We start from the raw sequence: 20,445 nt of genomic DNA, 5'->3' as shown, positions 1-20,445 counted from the left end.
GATGAAAAAGTCGATCGTCAAAATGATGTCCGACGCGGCGGCTGCAGCTGCCGACAAGAAGGAGCCGCCCAAGCCGGTTGCAGGCCAGAAGGTAACCGCGCCCGTCGTGAATTCCATGGGGCGCGCCTTGTCGCATATGCGCGAGGACAGCATCGTTGCCCTTGATCCGTCGAAAATCGACCCAAGCCCGTTTTCCGATCGCTTCGAAACAGACCTCGAAGCGCAGGAGGCCCTGGAGGAACTCAAGCTTTCGATCCAGGATGAGGGGCAGAGGATCCCCGTTCTGGTGCGCCCGCACCCCACGGAACGAGACCGCTATCAGCTGGCGTATGGACACCGCAGGCTGTTTGCCATTCAGACATTGATGGCGGAAGCCGGCAAACCGGAGACGTTCAAGGTCAAGGCGTACGTTCGCAAGCTGAGCGACGCCGAGCTGATCAAGGAACAGTCGCTTGAAAACGGCGTCCGCGAAAACCTGACCTTCGCAGAGATGGTCCTGTGGGCTGTGCAGCTGCGCGAAGCAGGGCTCAAGCAGCGCGAGATGCAGCCGGTGCTCGGCCAGGTTCAAACGGTCATTTCCAATATGCGGAAGATCGCCGACAGCATCCCGCACGACATCATTCGCGCGATTGGCCGTGCCAGGAATGTTGGCCGGCCGGCGTGGATGGAACTGGCGAAGCTGTTTGAAGACCCTGCCGCCGAACAGCGCGTTCGATCCGTCATAGATGGTGAGGATTTCAGGCTGGCTGCTGCGCAGGACAGAATGTCCATGGTAACGCAGGCAGCAAGAGGCAAACAAAAGAAGGCTGCACCGGCAACTCAGGCTGCAGCAGAAATCACATCGAACGGAACGGTACTGGCAAAACTGAAGAGAACATCGGCGGCAACCGTGTTCTCGATACCGAAATCCGAAGCTGAATTCAGTCACTGGCTGGAGGAGAACCTTCCGGACGTCTATCGCGACTATCTGCGGCAACGGCAGGAAACGGGACGTACGAAGGGCTGAAGATGGTCGCGGCATACCTCGAAAGGGTATGCCAGGCGCACAATGATCCGGGGCAGGTGTTCAGGTGTCGTCCCGGGCCATATCGGCAAGAGGCCGGATTTCGGCCAGGCCCCGTGAAGAAGGAGACGGTGCGAGAGAAATAGAGACCAAATGAAAAGAGACCGAAACGGCGGCAACCGTTCAGTCTCTTTAATCACGGTTCAACTTGGAACGTCCAAACAGGAACCTCAACACTTCCCTGTTTTAGGCGAATTCCGAATCACGCGCAAGATCCATCTTGTGTGAACGGTGGATTTCTGCCGATTTCCTGAAGTTGAACCTCCTGAAACGCATAACGCCGCACGTTGGCTCGTGTCGGTGAACGGAGGTTGTCATGCCTGCTGTTTCGAACGTCTCTTCCTTCCGGAAGGTGACGCCGGGGATACTTGCGTCCCAGCGTCTGGCAATGTCGAACGACATTCCCGATATTGGAAAATCCGAAGTCGCTATTGCCTTGAAACGTGCGGCCCAGCCGATCGGTCTCACGTCGACTGCCTACCATGTCCTGGACATCCTGCTTGGCCTGTCAAAGCCGGACGACTGGAAAGGGGACAACAGGCCCGTCGTTGCCATCTCCAACGAGAAGCTTGCCTCATATGTCGGCAAGAGTGAACGAACGGTCATTCGCGCCATCAAGCAGCTGGTCGAGGCCCGTATTCTTGCCTACAGGGACAGTTCTACCGGCCGCAGGTGGGTGCACCGCAACGACAGTGGCGACATTACCTTTGCCTATGGTCTCGATTTCACGCCGGCAAGAGTGCGATACCGCGAAATCAAGCGCCTGGCCGACGAATGGCAGGCTCATCTCAATGCCGTCCGGGAAGCCAAACGGACGGTCATGAGGATCTCCAGGGCGATTGTCGACATCGTCGATGCAACGAAAGACGTCGACCTGACAGACTTCCTGGATCAGATGGCAGGCATTCTGGACGCGGAGACTGATGTTCAGGCGAAAGCTCAGGCGTTGCTGGACCTTTACGATCTGGTGATGGAAGCTCTGAAGGAGGCCTCCAATACACAGTCAACAGCACATAAAAATGAGGAATCGTCATGCGAAGATGACATCAATGTCACCCCTATATCTAATACAAACTCACCAGACTCTTGTTCAAATAAACGGACATCTGCTCACGCAGATGAAATCAAAAACAAAACTGACGTCGCCTACGGCGCCGAAATAGCTCCTGAAAGGGAGCATGCGGAGCGGGGTGGGGGCTCCAACAGGGGATATACACTGCAGAAAGGCTCCGGTAAGGCGGATTTTGTCCGATCGGAAACCCTGGACGCTGTTTCGATCTCTTTGCTGGAAAACGCATGTACGTCGATCCAGGGCGATTTTGGGCTATCTCTCAAAAGCTGGCCGGACCTCATTGCCGCAACCGACGTGCTGAGGATCGGTATCGGATTAAGTGAAAAAGGCTTTACCGAAGCCTGCGGAAGGCTGGGGCGGCATGTTGCGGCGGCGATTCTTGCGATGGTGGCCGAAAAGGCCTTGCGGGATCCGGAAAAAATCAGCTCGCCGGGCGGTTACTTCCGGGCATGTTGTGAACGGGCGACCGAAGGCAAACTTGCGCTGGCAAAATCCCTGTTCGGCCTCGCTGCGCGCTGATCGGGCGCCGCGGGGAGCGGGATCCTCTTGTGCGGGTAGTGCTTCCGGGCAGGGGGCGCCAAAATGAAGGGATCTTGAAAGTTTGCGGTCTTCCCGGGAGTGCTGATCCTGCACGAACTCGGATAATCGCAACAGGGCACGTCGGTGGCGCTGGATTCGAGCCTTCATAAACTTGCCTTACGCATGGCCGACTTTTGTCAAAACGACGCCTCATTCCTGCGATCCTGTTCCCAACCTGGAAGCCCGGTGTTTTGCACCATGAACTAATTTGTCCGTTCGTTCGTCTTTCAACGACAACGAAGCAAGACCGACTGGAAACTTCATGAGCAGATCTGTTTTCATTGCACTTTTTTTCATGGCATTTGTCCAAAGCGCTTATGCGAAATCCAGTGACCTGAAGAACCACCGGGGAGACCCTGAAGAATTCAGTTTTGCGACGGTGATCGCGAAGGCTCGGGAACTCGGGACAAGACCGTATGAAGCGCAAAAAGTGCGATCGGAAGATCTTCTGGAGGAAATTGACTACGACGCGCATTGGAAGATCAGCTTTCGCAAGTCGGCTACCCTGGAGCTGGTACCAGGCGTCCCAATTCAGTTTTTTCACCTGGGCCGCTTCTTCAAGCAACCGGTCAAGCTGAACGAAGTCGCTGATGGCGTTTCCCGAGAAATTCTCTATTCACCTGACTATTTCGACATGCCGCACGACAGTCCGGCGCGAAAGTTGCCCGAAAATCTCGGATTTGCCGGGTTCCGCGTCATGCGGGAGGATTTGAAAACCGACTGGGTTTCCTTCCTGGGCGCATCCTATTTCAGGACAGATGGCCAGTCTCGCCAGTATGGGCAGTCGGCGCGCGGACTTGCCCTTAACACCGGACTTTCGATGCCGGAGGAATTTCCCAGATTTACGGAATTCTGGTTCGAACCGTCCGCATCGACAGATGACGGTTTGGTTGTCTATGCACTTCTTGATAGCCCATCTGTCGCCGGCGCCTATCGAATTCACATGAAAAATGAGGAGGGCAGTGGGCAGGTCATGGATGTGACAAGCCACCTATTCTTCCGAAAGTCTGTGGAAAGACTGGGAGTAGCGCCACTCACAAGCATGTACTGGTACTCCGAGTCCAATCGCCTGAAAGGCCGGGATTGGCGCCCGGAAGTACACGATACCGATGGTCTTGCGATGATTAGCCAGTCGGGAGAGATGATATGGCGGCCGCTCAACAACCCGTCCGAGGTTCGCACGTCCACCTTTCGGGCGGACAATGTGAGAGGATTTGGCCTCGCACAACGAGACCGGGAGTTTGAGAACTTTCAGGATGACGGAGTGTTTTATGATCGTCGACCGTCCGTCTGGATCGAACCTGACGAACCGTTTGGAAAGGGCGTGGTTCAACTGGTGGAGATCCCCACGGACGACGAGATCTATGACAACATAGTCGCTTATTTTTTGCCGGACGAACTGCCGAAAGCGGGTGACGAACGTACGTTTTCCTACCAGATGACCTGGCGTGATCAGCATCCGCTGCCTCAGTCAGGTGCTCGGGTTTTTGCAACCCGTATCGGCCAGGGAGGAATTCCAGGACAACCTCGACCGAAGGACCAGATGAAAGTCGTGGTCGAATTCCAAGGCAAATCCTTGAACGGGATGAAGAAGAAGGACGAGGTTGAGGCCGTTGTGGAGCTTTCCAAGGGCGAGCCAATAAATCTTTTCGTTCAACCTGTCGTCGGTACGGATCGTTGGCGCTTGACGTTCGATGTCAAGGTCGAGGGCCATGATCCGGTTGAGGCGCGCGCTTTTCTGAAAGGCGGCGATGATGTCCTGAGTGAAACCTGGCTCGGGCAATTGATAGCGGAGCACCTGGAATTGGAATAAATCCCCGGTGTCGCAAAGGGCACAGTTACCAGGTACGGGAATACCGAGCCTTGAAAACCGAACTGGGATTTTGTGTCTGTATTTCCCTGATGCTTGCCCGAAGTGTGAAGGCTTTGGTCAAGGGTTGTTGCAACGAAACGCTCGAGTGCCACACGGCGTCGTCTTTTGAGTTGTTGAATTCCGCTGCCAGGACTGTCGCGGTCGGGCCCAGAGAGACTTCCACGCTCTTGGTGGTATTCCAGTCAATATCATTCGTCTCGAAACCGGGCGTCCGGAAAGAATAGGAATCTCGCAAGATCAGGTTGGCGTGCCTTGTGAGTTTGATTTTCTTTCCTGCAGTGAATCTGGTTGATGCAAGGTCGCTGTCCGGGTCAAAGCGCAAGGTCAGGTCCGTCTCGTCCATTCCTGCCAATTTGTAGTCGTCTTCGAAACGCAGTCGTGTCCATAGCGTTCCACTCGGTACGTAGCTGCGTGGCGCATTGAGCACATGCCTGGGCAATGCTGCTGGCATGTTGATATCCGATCCGAATGCAGGCCGGCCCGGAACAGGAAGCTGAGCGCCTACCGTCATGTTGTAGGAACTTTCAGATGGCTTTGAAAAAGACCAGACGTAAGGTTTGATATTCTCAGCGTGAACAGGCGTGACTGTTGCGGAGGCCGCTGCCGCAGTGCCTGTGATTATGCCCTTGATTACGGAAACTGCCAGTAGGTAACTCGGTGTGCGCATGTTCTATTATCGAGAGCTTGAGGTCGCTTGCTGTCGGTCTGATGTGATGAAACTGAGTGAACTTGATTCCGAAAAGGTTAATGCAACAGTACCCAATGATACCTTGCGAAAGTTACCTAGATTTCGAAATATATATCTCTAAGTATCAGAGTTGATTGAATTAATATCTCTTCCGCTGATCATGCGAACATGGAAATACGTATGGAATGAGTTCCACTTTTGCTGTGGAAATACACTGATTTCATAACTGCCGGGTTGATAAGAACCGCGTTTCGCGGACTTGCAACGTGGCTATCTTTTGTGGATCCGGCTTCAGGCATTCGGTTGGTCTGCAAACCCAGGCCTGTCGGCAAGTTAGCGAGCACCTTTCCCAACGGAATTACGTCGATCTTCAAAGACGTTCACGGCGCTGAAGATCTTCGGAAACTGAAGATCGGCTCACAGAGAATGCCCTGCAGGTACAGCTACGCGTTCTTGGGAAGCTCAGTACTCCCGATCTCAGTTTCAATTTATGGCTGCAAATGAGAGCAGTACATTCACATTCTGTTTCAATCTTGAAATGCACCGGAACTCGGTGATTTCCGGAGCGTTACTTCCATATCGTCGCCTCATCCCTGTCAGATACCGGCGACTTCAATCTGGGAGAGTTACAATGCTACGTGAACTTGTCACTGCGTCCGCAATCGGACTGTTCATGGTCGGCGGTGCGTATGCGCAAAGCTCGACTGAAGTACCTACGACTACCGTGCCGGCAACTCCTGCCACCCCTGAGCCCGTTCAAATGGTGAAAAAGGCAGAAGGACATCTGGCCACGGATCTCCTTGGCAGAACGGTCTACAATGGTACGAGCGAAGAGTCTGAAGCAATTGGCGACGTCAACGACTTCACTGTGGGTCCTGACGGTCAGATTCAGGCAATCGTGATCGGAGTCGGAGGCTTTCTTGGCCTGGGCGAGAAAAACGTCGCGATCGAGTACGGCCTTGTGAAGTTCGAAGATCGCAATGATAGCGAGGTGCTGGTGGTTGAAACGACCGCAGAAAAGCTGGATGCGCTGGAGCCTTTCGAGGAAGCTGCATATCGGCCCGTTCCAGCTGATGAAAGCGTGAATGAAACCAGGCCGGCAACCGCTCAGGATCTGAACAATGCGCCGGTCGAGAAAGCTCCTGAGGAGCTGATTGATTCCGAAGCGGATAGAAACGTTACGCCTGCAAACTGACATCACGACCAGAAAAGCGCGGGCTGCATTCCGAAATGTCGCCCGCGCTAAAAATATTCCATAATCCAAATTACGCGATTCTCGCTTGTGGGTGGTTGTGCGCTATTCCCAAGTGCGACTTCTGTTTGAAACCAATAAGTTATCAGACAAGATGATAGTGTCATGGTATCAAAATACAGTCATCTGATCCTGGATGAGCGCCGCAAGATTGAACGCTGGTGCCAGGCGAAAGTGTCACTTTGCCGAATTGTGATGATCCCTGGACGACACTGATCGACGATTTATCTGGAAATGACACCGACTGTGGCTCTTGATGCCATGTTCAGCGGCGAAGCTCTAAGCGCCGTTCCTCATAGCGGGGGCTGGACCTTTCCGCCGTCGGTCTCCTGGCCCGGAGTAACCTGCGTTCCAAAGAATGCAGACGAGATGTTCAATCCTTCTAAAAACGATCAAACTGCATCCGTTACTTGAACGGATCTTCTCTGTCTGCAACATTCGCGTTTATTGAAATATTTTCACAACCATTCACTTGATCAGCTATCAAAGGGTCTGCCGGATGCCTGTCTACACCTTCAACACTTTGTACGATCGAAAAGAAAAACGTCCCGACGAATATGGTGAGGTGACTGTATTAACTGAAATCATTGCCCCTGGAACCCATCATCAGTACGAGCGGCAGACCTCGGTCTATGGATATGTCTATCCTCTTGACACCACGTCGGGCCGTAAATCGGCGCCGGAACCGTTTTCGGGCTTTCGGATTGGCGCGACCAAGCGCATTCCCAAGAAGGCCAAACTGATCAGCCCACGCAATAGCGGCAAGGTCGACATGGACAAGGGACACATCATTGCTCTGGAGTTGGGTGGCCCCGATGTCCCAGCCAATATCTGTCCGCAATGGTCGCAATTCCAACGGAACGGCGAATGGCGGCGAATGGAAGTCGAGGTTCATGAGATCGCGCAGCAGCAAGAAGCGCACGACAGTCTGGTGAAGATGACCGTGCATCTTTATTACAATGGTTCTCTGTCGCACACCCGCGGGCTTTGCCCCTCGGGATTCCAGGTAGACCTGACCTTGAACGACACGAACTCGCTGCTCAAACGCTACCAGATCGACAACACCCACAGCTCCGTCGATGACCAAATGTTCTGGCGCATTGCGGACCCACTGGATTCGAAAATGGACGAGGTAGATCCGATCGACATGCCTCCCCCCATTACGCCCAGCCCCAGCTTCCCCGGCGCACAACCGGTAATGACCCAACGGCAAAACGGCATGAACTGGTTCGATTTTGCCAATCGTCACATTGATGACGAGGATGAATACATGGATCAGAGCTAAGGAGCAGAGTGCAGAACTCAGCGAGGAACAAGCCGAAAATCCAACGGTGTATTCGTGGCGAACGTAACGGCGTGCGCGGTAAAGGTCAGCATTGAGCCTTTCGCGGGCCTCTGGCCCCTGACAAATCCAGGGGCCAGAAGCTGCGTCGTTCAGCGCGACAGCAATAGGGGGATGACGGTTTGCTCCAGCATTTCCCGTGTCGTTCCTCCCAGAATGTTCTCCCGCAGGCGTGAATGTCCGTAGGCACCCATTACCAGAAGGTCGGCTCCCAGTTCGCGTACGCTGTCCAGCAAGGCTTCGGACACGGGCCTGTCGGCGGACGCCACACTTTGAACGGAAATGCCGAGTCCGTGGCGGGCAAGGACCGTTGCGATATCGCTGCCAGGGTCTTCCCCGTGATCATTGTCGCCGACGACCGGGTCAACCAGCAGCAGCGTGATGTCCTCGGCTGACTTCAGAAACGGCAGCGACTCTGAAACGGCACGGGCGGCTTCCCGCCGTGAATTCCAGGCGATGGCCACTTTTGTTCCAATGTGGTCGGCCTTGAAGGCATTGGGAACATAGAGCACGGGCCGGCCGGAATCGAACAGCGCTCCATCGATCGCATTCCTTTCGACGGAATTGAGCTCTTGCTCCACGGAGCGCAGGACAACAGCCAGATCACAATAGATGGCATGGCGGGCAACAAGATTGTCTTGGCGAGCGGTAGAAGACAGGCTTGGCCGGACGTCGAACGAGATACCTTCCCTTGCAAGCTGTGCTTCTATTCGGGAAGCAAGGGATGTCAGCTCGATCTTTCGCTGGTCGAATTCCTTCGCCCAGATTTCGATGTATCCGTGCCCGCCAGATCCGTAGAACGGCAGTTGCGGGACTTCACCGATCGGTAACACCGTGAGATGAGCATCAAAAGCCCTCGCTACCGTGACAGCCTTGCTGACGGTTTCCGTGGAGACATCAAGTTCCGTGATTGCGAGTATGGTCTTGTAGGTCATCGTACCGGCTCCCTCCCCTGTTCGCGTGCGTGGGCGCGCGCCGTACAGGGCTTCATCTGCATTGTCCGGGAAAACGATTGAGAGGCAAACTGGTGGTGACTACGTAGCCAGTCGGCAGGGTGTTCCGGGTGGACTAAGCATTGGTCCCGACTTGGCGTACCGCGTTCCACCCGCGAGAATTCGTCCGTGATACAAGTGTATTCAGCATTCTCATCTTATCCTGAACGGCCAAGTAGCCGCTGCCTCGACGGATCCATCAGCCCTGAACCGTTTGCACCAAACCAGCATCGACACTCCCTTCGCAATCGACCCTGAAGTGGTTGCTCAGGAGCTTTCGGTTCACCCCATGGCGGGGCTCGGGGACGATGAAGTTGTCAGGCGTCGACGGCGTTACGGCACCAACAGGTTTCGCGAGCTGAAAACCAAGAGTGCAATCGCAATCCTTGCCCATCAATTTGCGAGCATCATCGTCTGGCTTCTTGCAGCCGCCGTTTTCATGTCTCTGCTTCTGGGCGATTTCGCCGACGCGGTCGCGATATCCATCGTCCTGGTTCTGAACGCTGCCATCGGGTTCTTCACCGAGTTGCGCGCGGCCCGGTCGATGGAAGCCCTGTTGCGGATCACCACGACGCACTCCCGTGTGCGCCGAGGCGGCAAGGTGCTCGAGATCGAGGCAACGGCGCTGGTCCCTGGAGACATCGTGATCCTTGAGGCAGGAGACGTCGTCACGGCTGACCTTCGCCTCACGGCCGCTTCCGATCTTCATTGCGATGAGTCCCTGCTGACCGGGGAAAGCGTCCCGGTTGAAAAGCAGACTTCCAGGATGGCCGAAGACACGGTGCTTGCCGAACGCTTCAACATGGCTTTCAGCGGAACGGCGGTCACCCAGGGGCTTGGCGAAGGCATCGTTGTTGCCACCGGCATGTCGACGGAACTTGGGCGGATTAGCGCCCTTGCGCAGCAGGCCGACGCCGAAATCTCTCCCCTCGAAAGGAGACTGGACAGGCTGGGGCAGAAGTTGGTCTGGCTGACGCTGGTGCTTGCCGCGCTCACGATCATGGCAGGCATTCTCTGGGGTCATCCTCTGTCAGAGATGCTTAAAACCGGAATTGCGCTTGCGGTTGCCGCCATTCCGGAAGGTCTGCCAATCGTGGCGACGTTGTGCCTGGCCAGAGGCATGTGGCGCATGGCGGCCCGCAACGCGCTCGTCACCGAACTTTCGGCTGTAGAGACGCTGGGGGCGACGACACTGATCCTGACCGACAAGACCGGAACCTTGACGGAAAACCGGATGACGGCCGTCCGTTATCTTCTCGACAGCGTGGATATCGACATTCTGCATGAAGGCAACGGCATTCGCTTTTGTTCAGAAGGCCAGGACATCGAACCAGCTTCCACGGAGGGCCTTTCCGTCGCTCTCAGGATTGGTGCGCTGTGCAATTCGGCGGAATATTCAGATGGTCCGGATGAAGTACGGATCGGTGATCCGATGGAGATATCGTTGCTGGCCACTGCATCTGCCGCGGGTCTTGCAAGATCTCGCCTGCTGCAGACAATGAAGCCAGCAGAAAAGTTTGCCTTCACTCCGCAGCGCAAGATGATGGCGACGGTCCATCATGGTGACGGGCACTTTCTTTATGCCGTCAAGGGCGCTCCGGAAGCCGTCCTGAACGCGGCATCAGAGGTTCTAGGAAACGAAGGTACCCGCGCCTTCACGGATGCGGACCGTGCCGCGTGGCGCGGCCGTCAGGAAGAGGCAGCCCGATGCGGCCAGCGTCTCCTCGCCCTTGCCTTCAAGACGGCAGCAACACCGTCCGAAGATCCCTATGAGGGTCTGACGCTGGTCGCACTGGTCTGCTTTCTTGATCCGATACGGGAAGACGTTCCAGGAGCGATCAGGGCCAGTCAGCAGGCGGGTGTCAGAGTTGTGATGATGACCGGTGACCATGCCGAGACCGCGGCGAAGATCGCACAGGACGCAGGCATTGGAACATCCGGCCTGAAAGTGTTGTCCGGCCATGAGTTAAACGGGATCGACTTGGCACAGGCGACGGCAGAGCAGCGCAAACAGCTCATGGCGACCGATGTCTTTGCAAGGGTGGCACCCGACACCAAGCTGAACCTGGTTTCACTCTTTCAGGATGGCGGCCATGTGGTCGCCATGACGGGCGACGGCGTCAACGACGCTCCGGCGCTCAAGAAAGCGGATATCGGAATTGCCATGGGCAAGCGCGGCACACAGGTTGCCCGTGAAGCGTCCGACATTGTCCTGAAGGACGACGACTTCGCGACGATCATCGCCGCAATGCGCCAGGGCAGGATCATTTTCGAGAATATCCGCAAATTCGTCGTTTATCTGATGTCCTGCAACGTCAGCGAGGTGTTGATTGTGGGCATTGCGGTTGGTGTCGGCCTGCCTGTCCCGCTCCTGCCACTTCAGATCCTGTTCCTCAACCTGGTGACCGATGTCTTCCCCGCCTTTGCCCTGGGGCTCGGAAAGGGGGAAGACGGGGTAATGCAGCGCCCACCGCGGGACCCCGTTGAGCCTATCGTCGACGGGGCCCGCTGGATGTTGATCGGCTATCTTGGTTGCGCGATTACGTTTTCGACGCTTGCTGCATTTGTCATCGCTTTGTTTCTGCTTGGTCTGGAAACGGAAAGAGCCATCACGGTTACCTTTCTGACGCTGGCACTGTCACAGCTCTGGAACGTCTTCAACATGCGTGCCGCAACAGGCCCGTTCTGGAAAAGCGATGTCCTTCGCAATGGTTATGTCTGGGGCGCTATCTCGTTGTGCCTCTCACTTGTCGCAATGGCACTGCTGAATAGGGATCTGTCAGCGCTTCTGGCATTGCCATGGCCAGGACTGACGGGACTTCTGGTCGCTGGCGCGATGAGTTTTCTGCCGCTGGTTCTCGGACAGGCCTGGATAAGCCTTGCGGCCCGCAACAGCGGTTCGAAGTAAGTTTTCGCTGTTCGAGTTTGTTTGGCTTTCGGAAGCAGGGTTTGCCGGAGCTTGGTTGTGCACCTGCAAACCCTGCGTTCCACGACCGGATTACATCGGCGGCATGATGACCTTGTCGATCACGTGAATGACGCCGTTGTCGGCTGCCACATCTGCTGTCACGACATTGGCGTCGTTGATCATCACGCCATTGTCGAGGTCTACCGTGATTTCGCTGCCTTCCACGGTCTTCGCCATCATTCCATCCGAAAGATCTGTCGAGAGAACTTTGCCTGGAACCACATGGTAAGTCAGGATGGCGACAAGCTTGTCCTTGTTTTCGGGCTTCAGAAGGTCGTCAACGGTACCGGCCGGCAATGCGGCAAAGGCTTCGTCGGTGGGCGCAAAAACGGTGAAGGGACCGTCCCCTTTCAGGGTTTCAACAAGGCCTGCGGCCTGAACGGCGGCAACGAGCGTGCCGAACGAGCCTGCGCCGACAGCCGTGTCGACAATATCGGCGGCTTTCGCCGGAAGAGACACCACGGAAGCAACGATGCCGATTGCAAGATACTTGGCGAATTTCATCTGATCCTCCTTGTCACGTTCTGAAGCTGGCTTTGCGCCAGCCACACCAGTACGCGGACGCCCTGAAAGGGGATCTGCTCAAAAGAGCGGTCATTGAACACATTAATTTCAGGACGATTTGATGATCCAAATGTGATCCGGAAGCCGGTTTGCGCAATCACAAAAAGAGCAAGGCGTGACGACATCGGCGCCCGCGATCTGCGCTTTTTTCAAACAAAAGCGGGCTTTTTCCGTCGAACCAATTGGGATTTCATTCGAACGAGAGGCCCTTGGCTCTTCGGCGTCGCGCGATTTCGCGATAGAGGGCTTCCGGACTGACAGCAATCTGTCGGGCAATCTGGTGCCATTCACCTTTTGGCGGCAATGTGCCGTGCCAGGCGAGCCAGGCATCCAGACGTTCCGTAACTGTTCTGAGGGCCAGAATTTCGCTCCTCAGGCGAGTTGTCTGCACCTCGCGGGCAAGCCGTGCCGCCCAGGCTTCTGAAAGTTTCGGGTCAGTGCGAAACAGGTCGAGGAAGCGCCGCCTCGAGATCCCACGTACGCAGGCATCTGATCGGACGATCGCGTCGCAGTGATAAGTTTCGGCAAAAGCAGAGGCTTCAGCCACGACTGCACCTGGAAAAGCGCGTTGTAGAACCAGTGCGGCTCCCCCTGTCTGGTGGCGGACAAGCTGTATTTCACCAGCGGTCACCAGAAACAGGTTCTCCACCATGCTGTTCTGATGGAACAGATACGCTCCCGCCGGCACCCGGCGCTCAAAGGTTCCAGACGTTGCAAAGAAGGCGGGAATACCCATCGACATGATAGCTATCATGTTCTGATTTTAGTTCCTCAGGCAAGATGGGACGCAAAGCAAAGGAGAAATCATGAGCCGGTACATTCTTGCCCTGACCGCCGCCATCATCGTGTGCAGCGCTCCGGTCCTGGCCCAGACCGAGACCCAGACAACCCAGCATCATGACCATTCTGCCGCGCAGCATGCGGCACATGGCACCAAACCATCATCCGCTAAGGCGGTTCCGCGTGAACCGGGACAGTCCGCTTTCGCGGCAATTCAGGAAATCGTGGCGATCCTTGAAGCAGATCCTGAAACAGACTGGTCCAGGGTCGATATCGAAGCACTGCGGAACCATCTTGCCGACATGGACAACGTCACCTTGCGGGCAGATGTAAAAACCTTGCCGGTCGAGGATGGTTACCGGTTCACCGTTACGGGAGACGGCGATGTCACCAACTCGATCAGGCGGATGTTGACGGCCCATGCCGCCACCATGAACGGAACCCGTGGTTTCCGCTATGAAGTGGCGGAAGTGCCCGGCGGCGCAATTCTGTCGGTTTACGTCAGTAAGCCCTCAGACCTGCAGAAGCTCTCGGGGCTCGGGTTTATCGGCGTGATGACACTGGGAGCGCATCATCAGGAACACCATCTCGCACTGGCGTCCGGCCAATCGCCCCATCACTGACCCCGGTCGTGATTTGGGTTTGAGTGTCGATGGTCATGTCCGGCAGCAGCTTGCGTAAACTTGCCAGCGCAGTTTCAATTGACATGTGGTCGGAAATGGTGGTCACGCCCTTGTGGCGAGCGTCACTGAACCTGACTTGCAGCAAGGTTGCGACAACCGTCGCGGCCGTCAGGTCGGCCTGGTCGCCTCCAGTCATGCGGATCATACCGATACTGCTGCCGTCCGGTGAAAACCCTTCAACGGCAATCCGGGATCTTGAGCCACCCAGGGCAGGCATGGCCAGGGTAATCCTGGTCCATGTGCTTGCCTGGCGGGCGAGAGAGGGCCCAAGACCCAATCGCAGCAGCCAGGCGACCAGCCGCGTCACAATCGGCGGATCGACGGCAAGAAAGGTTCGAACATCTATTGTGGCGCCGGACACCGGGATCCCCTGGTCGGGGAAACCAATTCGGATCGCAAGTTGCTGCTTGCGGGATGTTCCGAACTGGAATGTTCGCCGGATGCGTCCGGGTAGTTGAGTGTTGGTGTGGTCGGCCCTGGTGACGCGATAAGGTGTCCCGAGCGTCTGGAAGAACCATTCGGTTGCAGCACGGCCGTAGTGGCGGCCCATGCCCAATTCAATTCCGATATCAACCGAGGCCGCACCTGTTCTTGTTGCCAGATCAGCCGCCAGGAGCGTGCTGAGGCCCGGTGCTGTTCCGACGCACAGAATTCCTGTGCCGGGACCTCCCGCCGCCGATATTGTCTTTTCAAGAGCCGAAACATATTCGGGAGACGCGGATGTATCGAGGAAAAGGCCGCCTTTCCGGACAACCGCGGCAGCAAGAGCGGGAGAGGTCGTTTCCGTGAGGTTCACGACCGCGGCGCCTTTCGGGAGCCTGTCCTCTGCCTCGTTCGCACCGAGGTCCATCTTCAGGTGCCGGACCCGCTCGGTATCCGTGCCGCCTTTCCTTGAGACCAGATAAATCCGGCAATCCGTGTTTTCGGTTAAGAGGTTGACCACCCGGCTACCTACGTCGCCAGTGCCGCCCAGCAGAACAATGGATGAAAACATCGCGCGATATCCTGAAAATGGGTGCCGGTGTTGGTATGAGAGACAATCCGGTTAGTGCGAATGCTCTTCCTCGGCGTCCGGCGGGTTGAAATGCAGAAATGCCTTCACGAACAGGAACACAACGATAATGCCGGCGACGGCATAGGCGACAATCGCCGGGTCGTGCTGCAACTTCAGCATCGCGAAAGCGGCGAGGACGACGGCATCCAGACCGATTGCGATCAGTAGAATCCAGCCTCGGGCATCAACATCTGAACGCAAATGCCTGAAGACTCCCCAATGGATGATGATGTCCATGACGAGATAGAAGAACGCACCCAGTGATGCGATCTGGCTGAGATCGAAGAAGACGGCGAGCAAGGCGGCGACAAACACGGTGTAGACCAGCGTATGATCCCGGATCACGCCCGGCATGCCGAAATGGCTATGGGGGATCAGTTTCATTTCGGTCAGCATGGCAAGCATCCGGGACACTGCAAACATGCTGGCGATCAGGCCGGAACTGGTTGCCACGAGTGCCAGGGCTACCGTCAGGTAGAAGCCGACCGATCCCAGGGTGGGCTTGGCAGCTTCTGCCAGCGCGTAGTCCTTTGCCTCGATGATTTTCTCCAGCGGCAGACTTGAACCGACCGCGAAGGCCACCAGCAGGTAGACAAGGATACAGATGCTGATTGCCGCCACGATTGCCCTGCCCACATTGTGATGCGGATCCGTGATTTCTGCACCGCTGTTGGTAATCGTCGTGAAGCCCTTGAAGGCAAGTATTGCCAGCGCGGTCGAGGCAATGAACCCCGACAATCCTCCGAGATCTGTCCCCTCCCCGGTCGCTTCAAACGAAAATCCGCCAGCCCAAAGTGCGGCGAAACCGAACAGCGCGATACCACCGACCTTCAACGCAGCCATGATGGTTGAAAAGAGCCCTATCGACCTGTTGCCAGAAATATTGATGAGAAAGGCGAACAGGATGACGCCGACGCTGATGGCGGGAAGAAGCCAGCCGGAAGGCGGCAGGTCGAGGCCGCGCAGGAGGTAGCTTGCGAAGGTACGCGCGACCAGACTTTCATTGATGACCATGGAAAGAGCCATCAAAAGCGCAGCCCCTGCGGTTATTGCGGTCGGGCCATAGGCTTTTTGCAGGATCATGCCGATGCCACCCGCAGACGGATAGGCATTGGACATCTTGATGTAGGTGTAGGCGCTGAAGGCGGTAACGACGGCGCCGGATATGAAGACGAAAGGGAAAAGAGGACCGGCCAGTTCGGCAATCTGACCGGTGAGGGCGAGAATGCCCGCACCGATCATGACGCCGGTCCCCATGGCGATCGCATCGAAGAGTGTCAGGCTGTTTTTCTTGTAGTCGGATGACATACCGATCTCCGTCAAAACAGGTTGCCGAACGCTCCGGTCAAGCGATCCGGAATGACGTTCGCTCCCTTACGAGGTTTGCTGCAACAGTTCGGAACTGTAGCCGGCCTCCTTGAGAACGCCTGCAATTTCCTGTGCGGACCGGGCGCTCGTCACAGTCACGGTCCTGTTCGCCATGTCGAATTCGACCTGGGCAGATCCGTCCGCCTGCTCGATGGACTTGCCGATGGTTGCCTTGCAGTGACCACAGCTCATATCTGGAACGCTAAACTTCATGATTGGCTCCGTAGTTGATCGATTTTCTGTTTTTCCCGGTTCCAGCGGCTGGAGGGTCAAGAAGAAAAAAGTTTGAAAAATATCTTGAACGATTCTTGACCTTCCAGTGACTGGAAGCCTCATTTGAGGGAAATCGAACAATCCATGCCGGAGTTGGACCCATGTCTGGGCAACAGAAATTCTCCTTGTCGGTTCAGGGAATGTCATGCGCATCGTGTGTTGGACGCGTCGAGCGCGGCCTGGCGGCTGTCGAAGGGCTTGAAGATGTCGGTGTAAACCTGGCAACTGAAAGCGCGCAGTTTACGGCCACTGCTGACAAGATCACCGCCGCGGTCGCCAAACTGGATGATCTCGGCTATCCGGCGCGAACGCAGACGGTCACGCTGACTATTCAGTCCATGTCCTGTGCCTCTTGTGTCGGACGTGTCGACAAGGCGTTGCAGGCGGTGCCCGGGGTCCTCAGTGCCAGCGTCAATCTTGCGGCCGAAACGGCAACGATCGTCTTTGCAGAAGGTGCCACAACCGTTCAGGAGCTGGTGAAGGCAAGCACGGATGCCGGCTATCCCGCAAGTCTGGCAGACGCAGGAACGTCTCAGGATCGCAGTGAACGCAAGGCGGAAGAAGCCCGTGAGCTGGCGCGCAAGATGGCGATTGCCGCAGCCTTTGCCCTGCCCGTGTTCCTGATCGAAATGGGCGGGCATCTGATCCCCGCATTTCACCACCTGATCGCGGTGACCATTGGCCAGCAAATGAGCTGGATCCTGCAATTCGTGCTGACGAGCGTGGTACTTTTCGGTCCGGGCCGATCTTTCTATCTGAAGGGGTTTCCGGCGCTCTTGAAGGGGGCGCCGGACATGAACAGCCTGGTGGCCGTGGGAACCGGAGCCGCCTATCTCTATTCGGTGGTTGCCACCTTCCTGCCGGATCTGGTGCCCGCCGAGGTTCGCGCCGTTTATTTCGAGGCAGCCGCCGTGATTGTCGTTCTGATCCTGCTGGGCCGTTTCCTGGAGGCCAGGGCAAAGGGGCGCACCGGCGCGGCCATCCAGAGCCTCCTCGGCCTTCAGGTCAAGTCGGCCCGGGTGCTGCGGGACGAAGAGATGGTGGAAGTGCCTATCGAAACGCTGGCTATTGGCGACATCGTCGTGGTGCGCCCAGGAGAGCGTCTCGCGGTTGACGGTGAAGTGGTCGAAGGGTTCTCCCACGTCGATGAAAGCATGATCACCGGCGAGCCCGTGCCTGTCGCGAAATCGGCAGGCAGCGCGGTGACTGGGGGCACGGTGAATGGCACCGGAGGACTTCAGTTCAAGGCAACCCGTGTCGGTGCCGATACGACCCTTTCGCAGATCATCCGCATGGTCGAGGAAGCCCAGGGCGCCAAGCTGCCGATTCAGGGGCTGGTGGACCGCATCACGCTGTGGTTCGTTCCCGCTGTCATGGCCGTTGCCGTGGCCACGGTCCTGGTGTGGCTGACATTCGGTCCGGACCCGGCATTGACGCTGGCCCTTGTGGCCGGTGTGTCGGTGCTCATCATCGCGTGTCCGTGTGCCATGGGCCTTGCAACGCCGACATCGATCATGGTGGGCACCGGCAGGGCAGCCGAGATGGGCGTCCTGTTCCGCAAGGGGGACGCTCTGCAGCAGCTTGCCGACGTGGACATTGTTGCGCTGGACAAGACTGGCACCGTAACGGAGGGCCGGCCGGAACTGACCGACCTCGTCCTGGCGGACGGTTTTGAACGCTCTTTCGTTCTGTCGCGCATTGCCGCGGTTGAGGCTCGCTCTGAACATCCTGTTGCCGAGGCCATCGTGCGGGCAGCGGGCAAGGAGAGCGTGGAGAGGTTCGCGGTCAGTGAGTTCAACTCCATCACCGGTCATGGTGTTTCCGCTATTGTGAACGGTCAACGGGTGCTCGTCGGCGCTGACCGGCTGATGAAGCGCGAAGGTATTGCGACCGATGCGCTGGTGGACGAGGAGGTCAGGCTGGCGACCCGTGGGCGCACAGCTCTCTATGCAGCCATTGACGGCAGAATTGCAGCTGTTGTCGGAGTTGCCGACCCGGTCAAACCATCGAGCCGTGCCGCAATTGCAGCGCTTCATGGGCTGGGGTTGAAGGTCGCGATGATCACCGGCGACAAACGGGAAACCGCCGAGGCAATTGCCGCGGAAACCGGGATCGACATCGTCATCGCGGGTGTTCTGCCCGACGGCAAGGTTGACGCCCTGACCGAACTCAAGGGCGACGAGGGCCGTATTGCCTTCGTTGGAGATGGCATCAACGATGCCCCTGCCCTCGCCCATGCCGATGTCGGTATCGCGATCGGCACAGGTACCGATGTGGCGATTGAATCCGCCGATGTCGTGCTGATGTCGGGCGATCTGAGAGGCGTCGTGAACGCTTACGAAGTGTCGCGCCGCACCATGCGCAACATCAAGGAAAACCTGTTCTGGGCATTTGCCTACAACACGGCCCTGATCCCGGTGGCCGCCGGGGTGCTTTATCCAGCCTTCGGCCTGTTGCTGTCACCCGTTCTTGCAGCAGGCGCCATGGCGTTGTCGTCGGTGTTCGTCCTCACCAATGCCTTGCGACTTCGCCGGATCGCGCCAGTGATGGATGAAGCAAGGTCCAGGGTCGCTTTCACGCCAAGTGCCGAAGCCGCGCCTGCTGAATAGGAGGGGGTGACTTGAACATTGGAGAACTTTCGTGCCAGTCCGGGCTACCGACCAAGATCATACGCTGCTTTGAGGACATCGGCCTGAGTGCCCACAAGACGGCCTCGATCAAGCTTTAATGGTACGGATCGGCAATATGCCGGCCAGAGAAGGGTTGACCGGGGCGCAGGTTCACCGGATTGTGACAGAGGTTCGGGTTCGTTGCTGGCAAACAGGATCCAGTAGGTCATTGTTGATGCGGTTGCAGTCTTGCTTTTGGACGACTTTGAAAATGCTCCTCGTGGCGGCCTTCGTTGCTGCCGGAGGATCGTTCAGTCATTCGCTTGCCGGAACTGCCCACGAACACTCACATGAAACCGCTGCCGCCTCCGGCGGCGATATTCCCCACGATCATGCTTCAAACCATTCCGATCACAATGTGGCAGATCATGAAACTGTGCATTGTGGGGCCTATTTGCTGGCGTTGACGGATGACGAGCATCTGAGCATCCCTGACCTCATCGAAGACAGCGTCCGTGACACCGTGGTGTCCAATGTGTCCCGGGTGTGGAAGATTGATCCGCCTCCCCCGCGACCGGCTCCTTTATCCGTTTGAAATCGCTTGAGGCGGAATATCCGCCACGCAATCTGGATACAGGACAAGATCAATGAAACTTACGGTTATATCAGTGACTGGCGCGCTGTTGCTTGCAGGCGTTGCCGGCGCCTTTGCACATGGTGGGGCGTCCGGAATCGTCAAGGAACGCATGGACGCGATGGATGAGATGGGCGACGTGATGAAGTCGCTGACTGCCATCATGCGTGGAGAAAAGGACTATGATGCGGACGCAGTGCGTGAGGGCGCTGCGGTTATCCAGTCCCATTCCGGCGAGGCCCTGACCAAGCTGTTCCCGGAACACAGCATCGAAGGCCCATCGGAGGCGAAACCGGAAATCTGGACCGATTGGGAACAATTCTCTGAGCTCGCAAAACAGCTGGACGTTTTTGCAGCAGGACTTGGCGCAGCGGCCGAAAACGGCCTGGCACACGGCAAGGGCGGTGCAGGTATGACGGGTCAGTCGGGCATGATGGGGCAAGACACCATGATGGGTGGAAATTCCATGATGTCCCAGGGTGGTATGATGGGCTCCGGAGGAATGATGGGGTCGGGTGGCATGATGGGGAACGCCGGTCACATGGCCGATCCCGAAATGCTGGCCCAGATGCCTGCGGACGGGCTTTTCAACATGGTCGCGCAGACCTGTTCGGCCTGTCACTCAAAATTCAGGGTCGAGAAAAACTGATC

General features: G+C 56.8%; 17 protein-coding genes and 1 pseudogene. 11 read left to right on the top strand and 7 right to left on the bottom strand.

Annotated features, from left to right (window positions below; genetic code table 11):
• Window position 1: 1 nt before the first annotated feature.
• The 3 genes from repB to ACVDG9_RS26770 all read left to right on the top strand — a co-directional run bounded on the left by repB (window position 2) and on the right by ACVDG9_RS26770 (window position 4,527).
• Window positions 2–1,006, top strand: coding sequence for a plasmid partitioning protein RepB (repB, locus tag ACVDG9_RS26780; RefSeq protein ID WP_168687639.1), 1,005 nt, complete (start codon window positions 2–4; stop codon window positions 1,004–1,006).
• A 373-nt stretch (window positions 1,007–1,379) separates the two neighbouring features.
• Window positions 1,380–2,654, top strand: coding sequence for a plasmid replication protein RepC (gene repC, locus ACVDG9_RS26775; protein ID WP_447239434.1), 1,275 nt, complete (start codon window positions 1,380–1,382; stop codon window positions 2,652–2,654).
• A 322-nt stretch (window positions 2,655–2,976) separates the two neighbouring features.
• The gene (locus tag ACVDG9_RS26770; RefSeq protein WP_447239433.1) at window positions 2,977–4,527 is read left to right on the top strand and encodes an OpgD/OpgG family glucan biosynthesis protein; all 1,551 of its coding nucleotides are present in this window, start codon (window positions 2,977–2,979) and stop codon (window positions 4,525–4,527) included.
• Window positions 4,528–4,552: 25 nt separating this feature from the next.
• Here the strand turns inward: ACVDG9_RS26770 and ACVDG9_RS26765 are convergent, their stop codons facing one another.
• Complete coding sequence (locus tag ACVDG9_RS26765) at window positions 4,553–5,254, bottom strand: hypothetical protein (RefSeq protein WP_447239432.1); 702 nt, start codon at window positions 5,252–5,254, stop codon at window positions 4,553–4,555.
• Between the two features lie 694 nt (window positions 5,255–5,948).
• Here ACVDG9_RS26765 and ACVDG9_RS26760 point away from each other — a divergent pair.
• The 3 genes and pseudogenes from ACVDG9_RS26760 (at window position 5,949) to ACVDG9_RS26750 (ending at window position 7,812) form a co-directional block, all read left to right on the top strand.
• Window positions 5,949–6,470: a PRC-barrel domain-containing protein gene (locus ACVDG9_RS26760; RefSeq protein ID WP_187306630.1), complete on the top strand. Its 522-nt coding sequence runs from the start codon at window positions 5,949–5,951 to the stop codon at window positions 6,468–6,470.
• A 162-nt stretch (window positions 6,471–6,632) separates the two neighbouring features.
• A pseudogene (locus tag ACVDG9_RS26755) lies at window positions 6,633–6,740 on the top strand (helix-turn-helix domain-containing protein); the annotation flags it as partial.
• Between the two features lie 286 nt (window positions 6,741–7,026).
• Entirely contained in the window at window positions 7,027–7,812 is a 786-nt protein-coding gene (locus ACVDG9_RS26750; RefSeq protein WP_447239431.1) for a DNA/RNA non-specific endonuclease, read from the top strand.
• Window positions 7,813–7,961: 149 nt separating this feature from the next.
• Here the strand turns inward: ACVDG9_RS26750 and ACVDG9_RS26745 are convergent, their stop codons facing one another.
• On the bottom strand, window positions 7,962–8,804 hold the full coding sequence (locus ACVDG9_RS26745) for a universal stress protein (RefSeq protein ID WP_447239430.1): 843 nt from the start codon (window positions 8,802–8,804) through the stop codon (window positions 7,962–7,964).
• Window positions 8,805–9,120: 316 nt separating this feature from the next.
• Here ACVDG9_RS26745 and ACVDG9_RS26740 point away from each other — a divergent pair, with 316 nt between their 5' ends.
• The gene (locus tag ACVDG9_RS26740; RefSeq protein ID WP_447239606.1) at window positions 9,121–11,769 is read left to right on the top strand and encodes a cation-translocating P-type ATPase; all 2,649 of its coding nucleotides are present in this window, start codon (window positions 9,121–9,123) and stop codon (window positions 11,767–11,769) included.
• 90 nt (window positions 11,770–11,859) lie between these two features.
• On the opposite strand, the gene ACVDG9_RS26735 is transcribed toward ACVDG9_RS26740, so the two are convergent.
• Both ACVDG9_RS26735 and ACVDG9_RS26730 read right to left on the bottom strand, forming a co-directional pair.
• Window positions 11,860–12,333, bottom strand: a complete 474-nt coding sequence (locus tag ACVDG9_RS26735) for a fasciclin domain-containing protein (protein ID WP_031269461.1) — start codon at window positions 12,331–12,333, stop codon at window positions 11,860–11,862.
• A gap of 250 nt (window positions 12,334–12,583) precedes the next feature.
• Window positions 12,584–13,147 carry a Crp/Fnr family transcriptional regulator gene (locus ACVDG9_RS26730; RefSeq protein WP_447239429.1) on the bottom strand — a complete coding sequence of 188 codons (564 nt, stop codon included), beginning with the start codon at window positions 13,145–13,147 and terminating at the stop codon, window positions 12,584–12,586.
• Window positions 13,148–13,199: 52 nt separating this feature from the next.
• Here ACVDG9_RS26730 and ACVDG9_RS26725 point away from each other — a divergent pair, with 52 nt between their 5' ends.
• A complete protein-coding gene (locus ACVDG9_RS26725; RefSeq protein ID WP_447239428.1) occupies window positions 13,200–13,796 on the top strand; it encodes a hypothetical protein in 597 nt (198 codons plus the stop codon).
• Here ACVDG9_RS26725 and ACVDG9_RS26720 read toward each other — a convergent pair.
• The 3 genes from ACVDG9_RS26720 to ACVDG9_RS26710 form a co-directional block, all read right to left on the bottom strand.
• The gene (locus tag ACVDG9_RS26720) at window positions 13,717–14,850 is read right to left on the bottom strand and encodes a saccharopine dehydrogenase NADP-binding domain-containing protein (RefSeq protein ID WP_447239427.1); all 1,134 of its coding nucleotides are present in this window, start codon (window positions 14,848–14,850) and stop codon (window positions 13,717–13,719) included. The two genes, ACVDG9_RS26725 and ACVDG9_RS26720, sit on opposite strands and share 80 nt — an antisense overlap.
• 51 nt (window positions 14,851–14,901) lie before the next feature.
• A complete protein-coding gene (locus ACVDG9_RS26715) occupies window positions 14,902–16,218 on the bottom strand; it encodes an APC family permease (RefSeq protein ID WP_168693687.1) in 1,317 nt (438 codons plus the stop codon).
• A 66-nt stretch (window positions 16,219–16,284) separates the two neighbouring features.
• On the bottom strand, window positions 16,285–16,491 hold the full coding sequence (locus tag ACVDG9_RS26710; RefSeq protein WP_447239426.1) for a heavy-metal-associated domain-containing protein: 207 nt from the start codon (window positions 16,489–16,491) through the stop codon (window positions 16,285–16,287).
• Between the two features lie 161 nt (window positions 16,492–16,652).
• Between ACVDG9_RS26710 and ACVDG9_RS26705 the strand changes: the two genes are divergently transcribed.
• From ACVDG9_RS26705 to ACVDG9_RS26695, 3 genes are all read left to right on the top strand, one after another.
• Window positions 16,653–19,160, top strand: coding sequence for a heavy metal translocating P-type ATPase (locus ACVDG9_RS26705; RefSeq protein WP_447239425.1), 2,508 nt, complete (start codon window positions 16,653–16,655; stop codon window positions 19,158–19,160).
• 271 nt (window positions 19,161–19,431) lie between these two features.
• Entirely contained in the window at window positions 19,432–19,755 is a 324-nt protein-coding gene (locus ACVDG9_RS26700) for a hypothetical protein (protein WP_055661045.1), read from the top strand.
• 52 nt (window positions 19,756–19,807) lie between these two features.
• Complete coding sequence (locus ACVDG9_RS26695) at window positions 19,808–20,443, top strand: c-type cytochrome (protein ID WP_168687630.1); 636 nt, start codon at window positions 19,808–19,810, stop codon at window positions 20,441–20,443.
• Window positions 20,444–20,445: the final 2 nt, after the last annotated feature.

It is taken from the genome of Roseibium sp. RP-7, assembly GCF_053005225.1.
Note: the sequence above shows the minus strand (reverse complement) of the source record. Positions and strands in the feature narration are given on the sequence as shown.

Coding starts and splice junctions, on each gene's coding strand:
- repB (WP_168687639.1), top strand. CDS start 2: ATGAAAAAGTCGATCGTCAAAATGATGTCCGACGCGGCGGCTGCAGCT.
- repC (WP_447239434.1), top strand. CDS start 1,380: ATGCCTGCTGTTTCGAACGTCTCTTCCTTCCGGAAGGTGACGCCGGGG.
- ACVDG9_RS26770 (WP_447239433.1), top strand. CDS start 2,977: ATGAGCAGATCTGTTTTCATTGCACTTTTTTTCATGGCATTTGTCCAA.
- ACVDG9_RS26765 (WP_447239432.1), bottom strand. CDS start 5,254: ATGCGCACACCGAGTTACCTACTGGCAGTTTCCGTAATCAAGGGCATA.
- ACVDG9_RS26760 (WP_187306630.1), top strand. CDS start 5,949: ATGGTCGGCGGTGCGTATGCGCAAAGCTCGACTGAAGTACCTACGACT.
- ACVDG9_RS26750 (WP_447239431.1), top strand. CDS start 7,027: ATGCCTGTCTACACCTTCAACACTTTGTACGATCGAAAAGAAAAACGT.
- ACVDG9_RS26745 (WP_447239430.1), bottom strand. CDS start 8,804: ATGACCTACAAGACCATACTCGCAATCACGGAACTTGATGTCTCCACG.
- ACVDG9_RS26735 (WP_031269461.1), bottom strand. CDS start 12,333: ATGAAATTCGCCAAGTATCTTGCAATCGGCATCGTTGCTTCCGTGGTG.
- ACVDG9_RS26730 (WP_447239429.1), bottom strand. CDS start 13,147: ATGATAGCTATCATGTCGATGGGTATTCCCGCCTTCTTTGCAACGTCT.
- ACVDG9_RS26725 (WP_447239428.1), top strand. CDS start 13,200: ATGAGCCGGTACATTCTTGCCCTGACCGCCGCCATCATCGTGTGCAGC.
- ACVDG9_RS26720 (WP_447239427.1), bottom strand. CDS start 14,850: ATGTTTTCATCCATTGTTCTGCTGGGCGGCACTGGCGACGTAGGTAGC.
- ACVDG9_RS26715 (WP_168693687.1), bottom strand. CDS start 16,218: ATGTCATCCGACTACAAGAAAAACAGCCTGACACTCTTCGATGCGATC.
- ACVDG9_RS26710 (WP_447239426.1), bottom strand. CDS start 16,491: ATGAAGTTTAGCGTTCCAGATATGAGCTGTGGTCACTGCAAGGCAACC.
- ACVDG9_RS26705 (WP_447239425.1), top strand. CDS start 16,653: ATGTCTGGGCAACAGAAATTCTCCTTGTCGGTTCAGGGAATGTCATGC.
- ACVDG9_RS26700 (WP_055661045.1), top strand. CDS start 19,432: ATGCTCCTCGTGGCGGCCTTCGTTGCTGCCGGAGGATCGTTCAGTCAT.
- ACVDG9_RS26695 (WP_168687630.1), top strand. CDS start 19,808: ATGAAACTTACGGTTATATCAGTGACTGGCGCGCTGTTGCTTGCAGGC.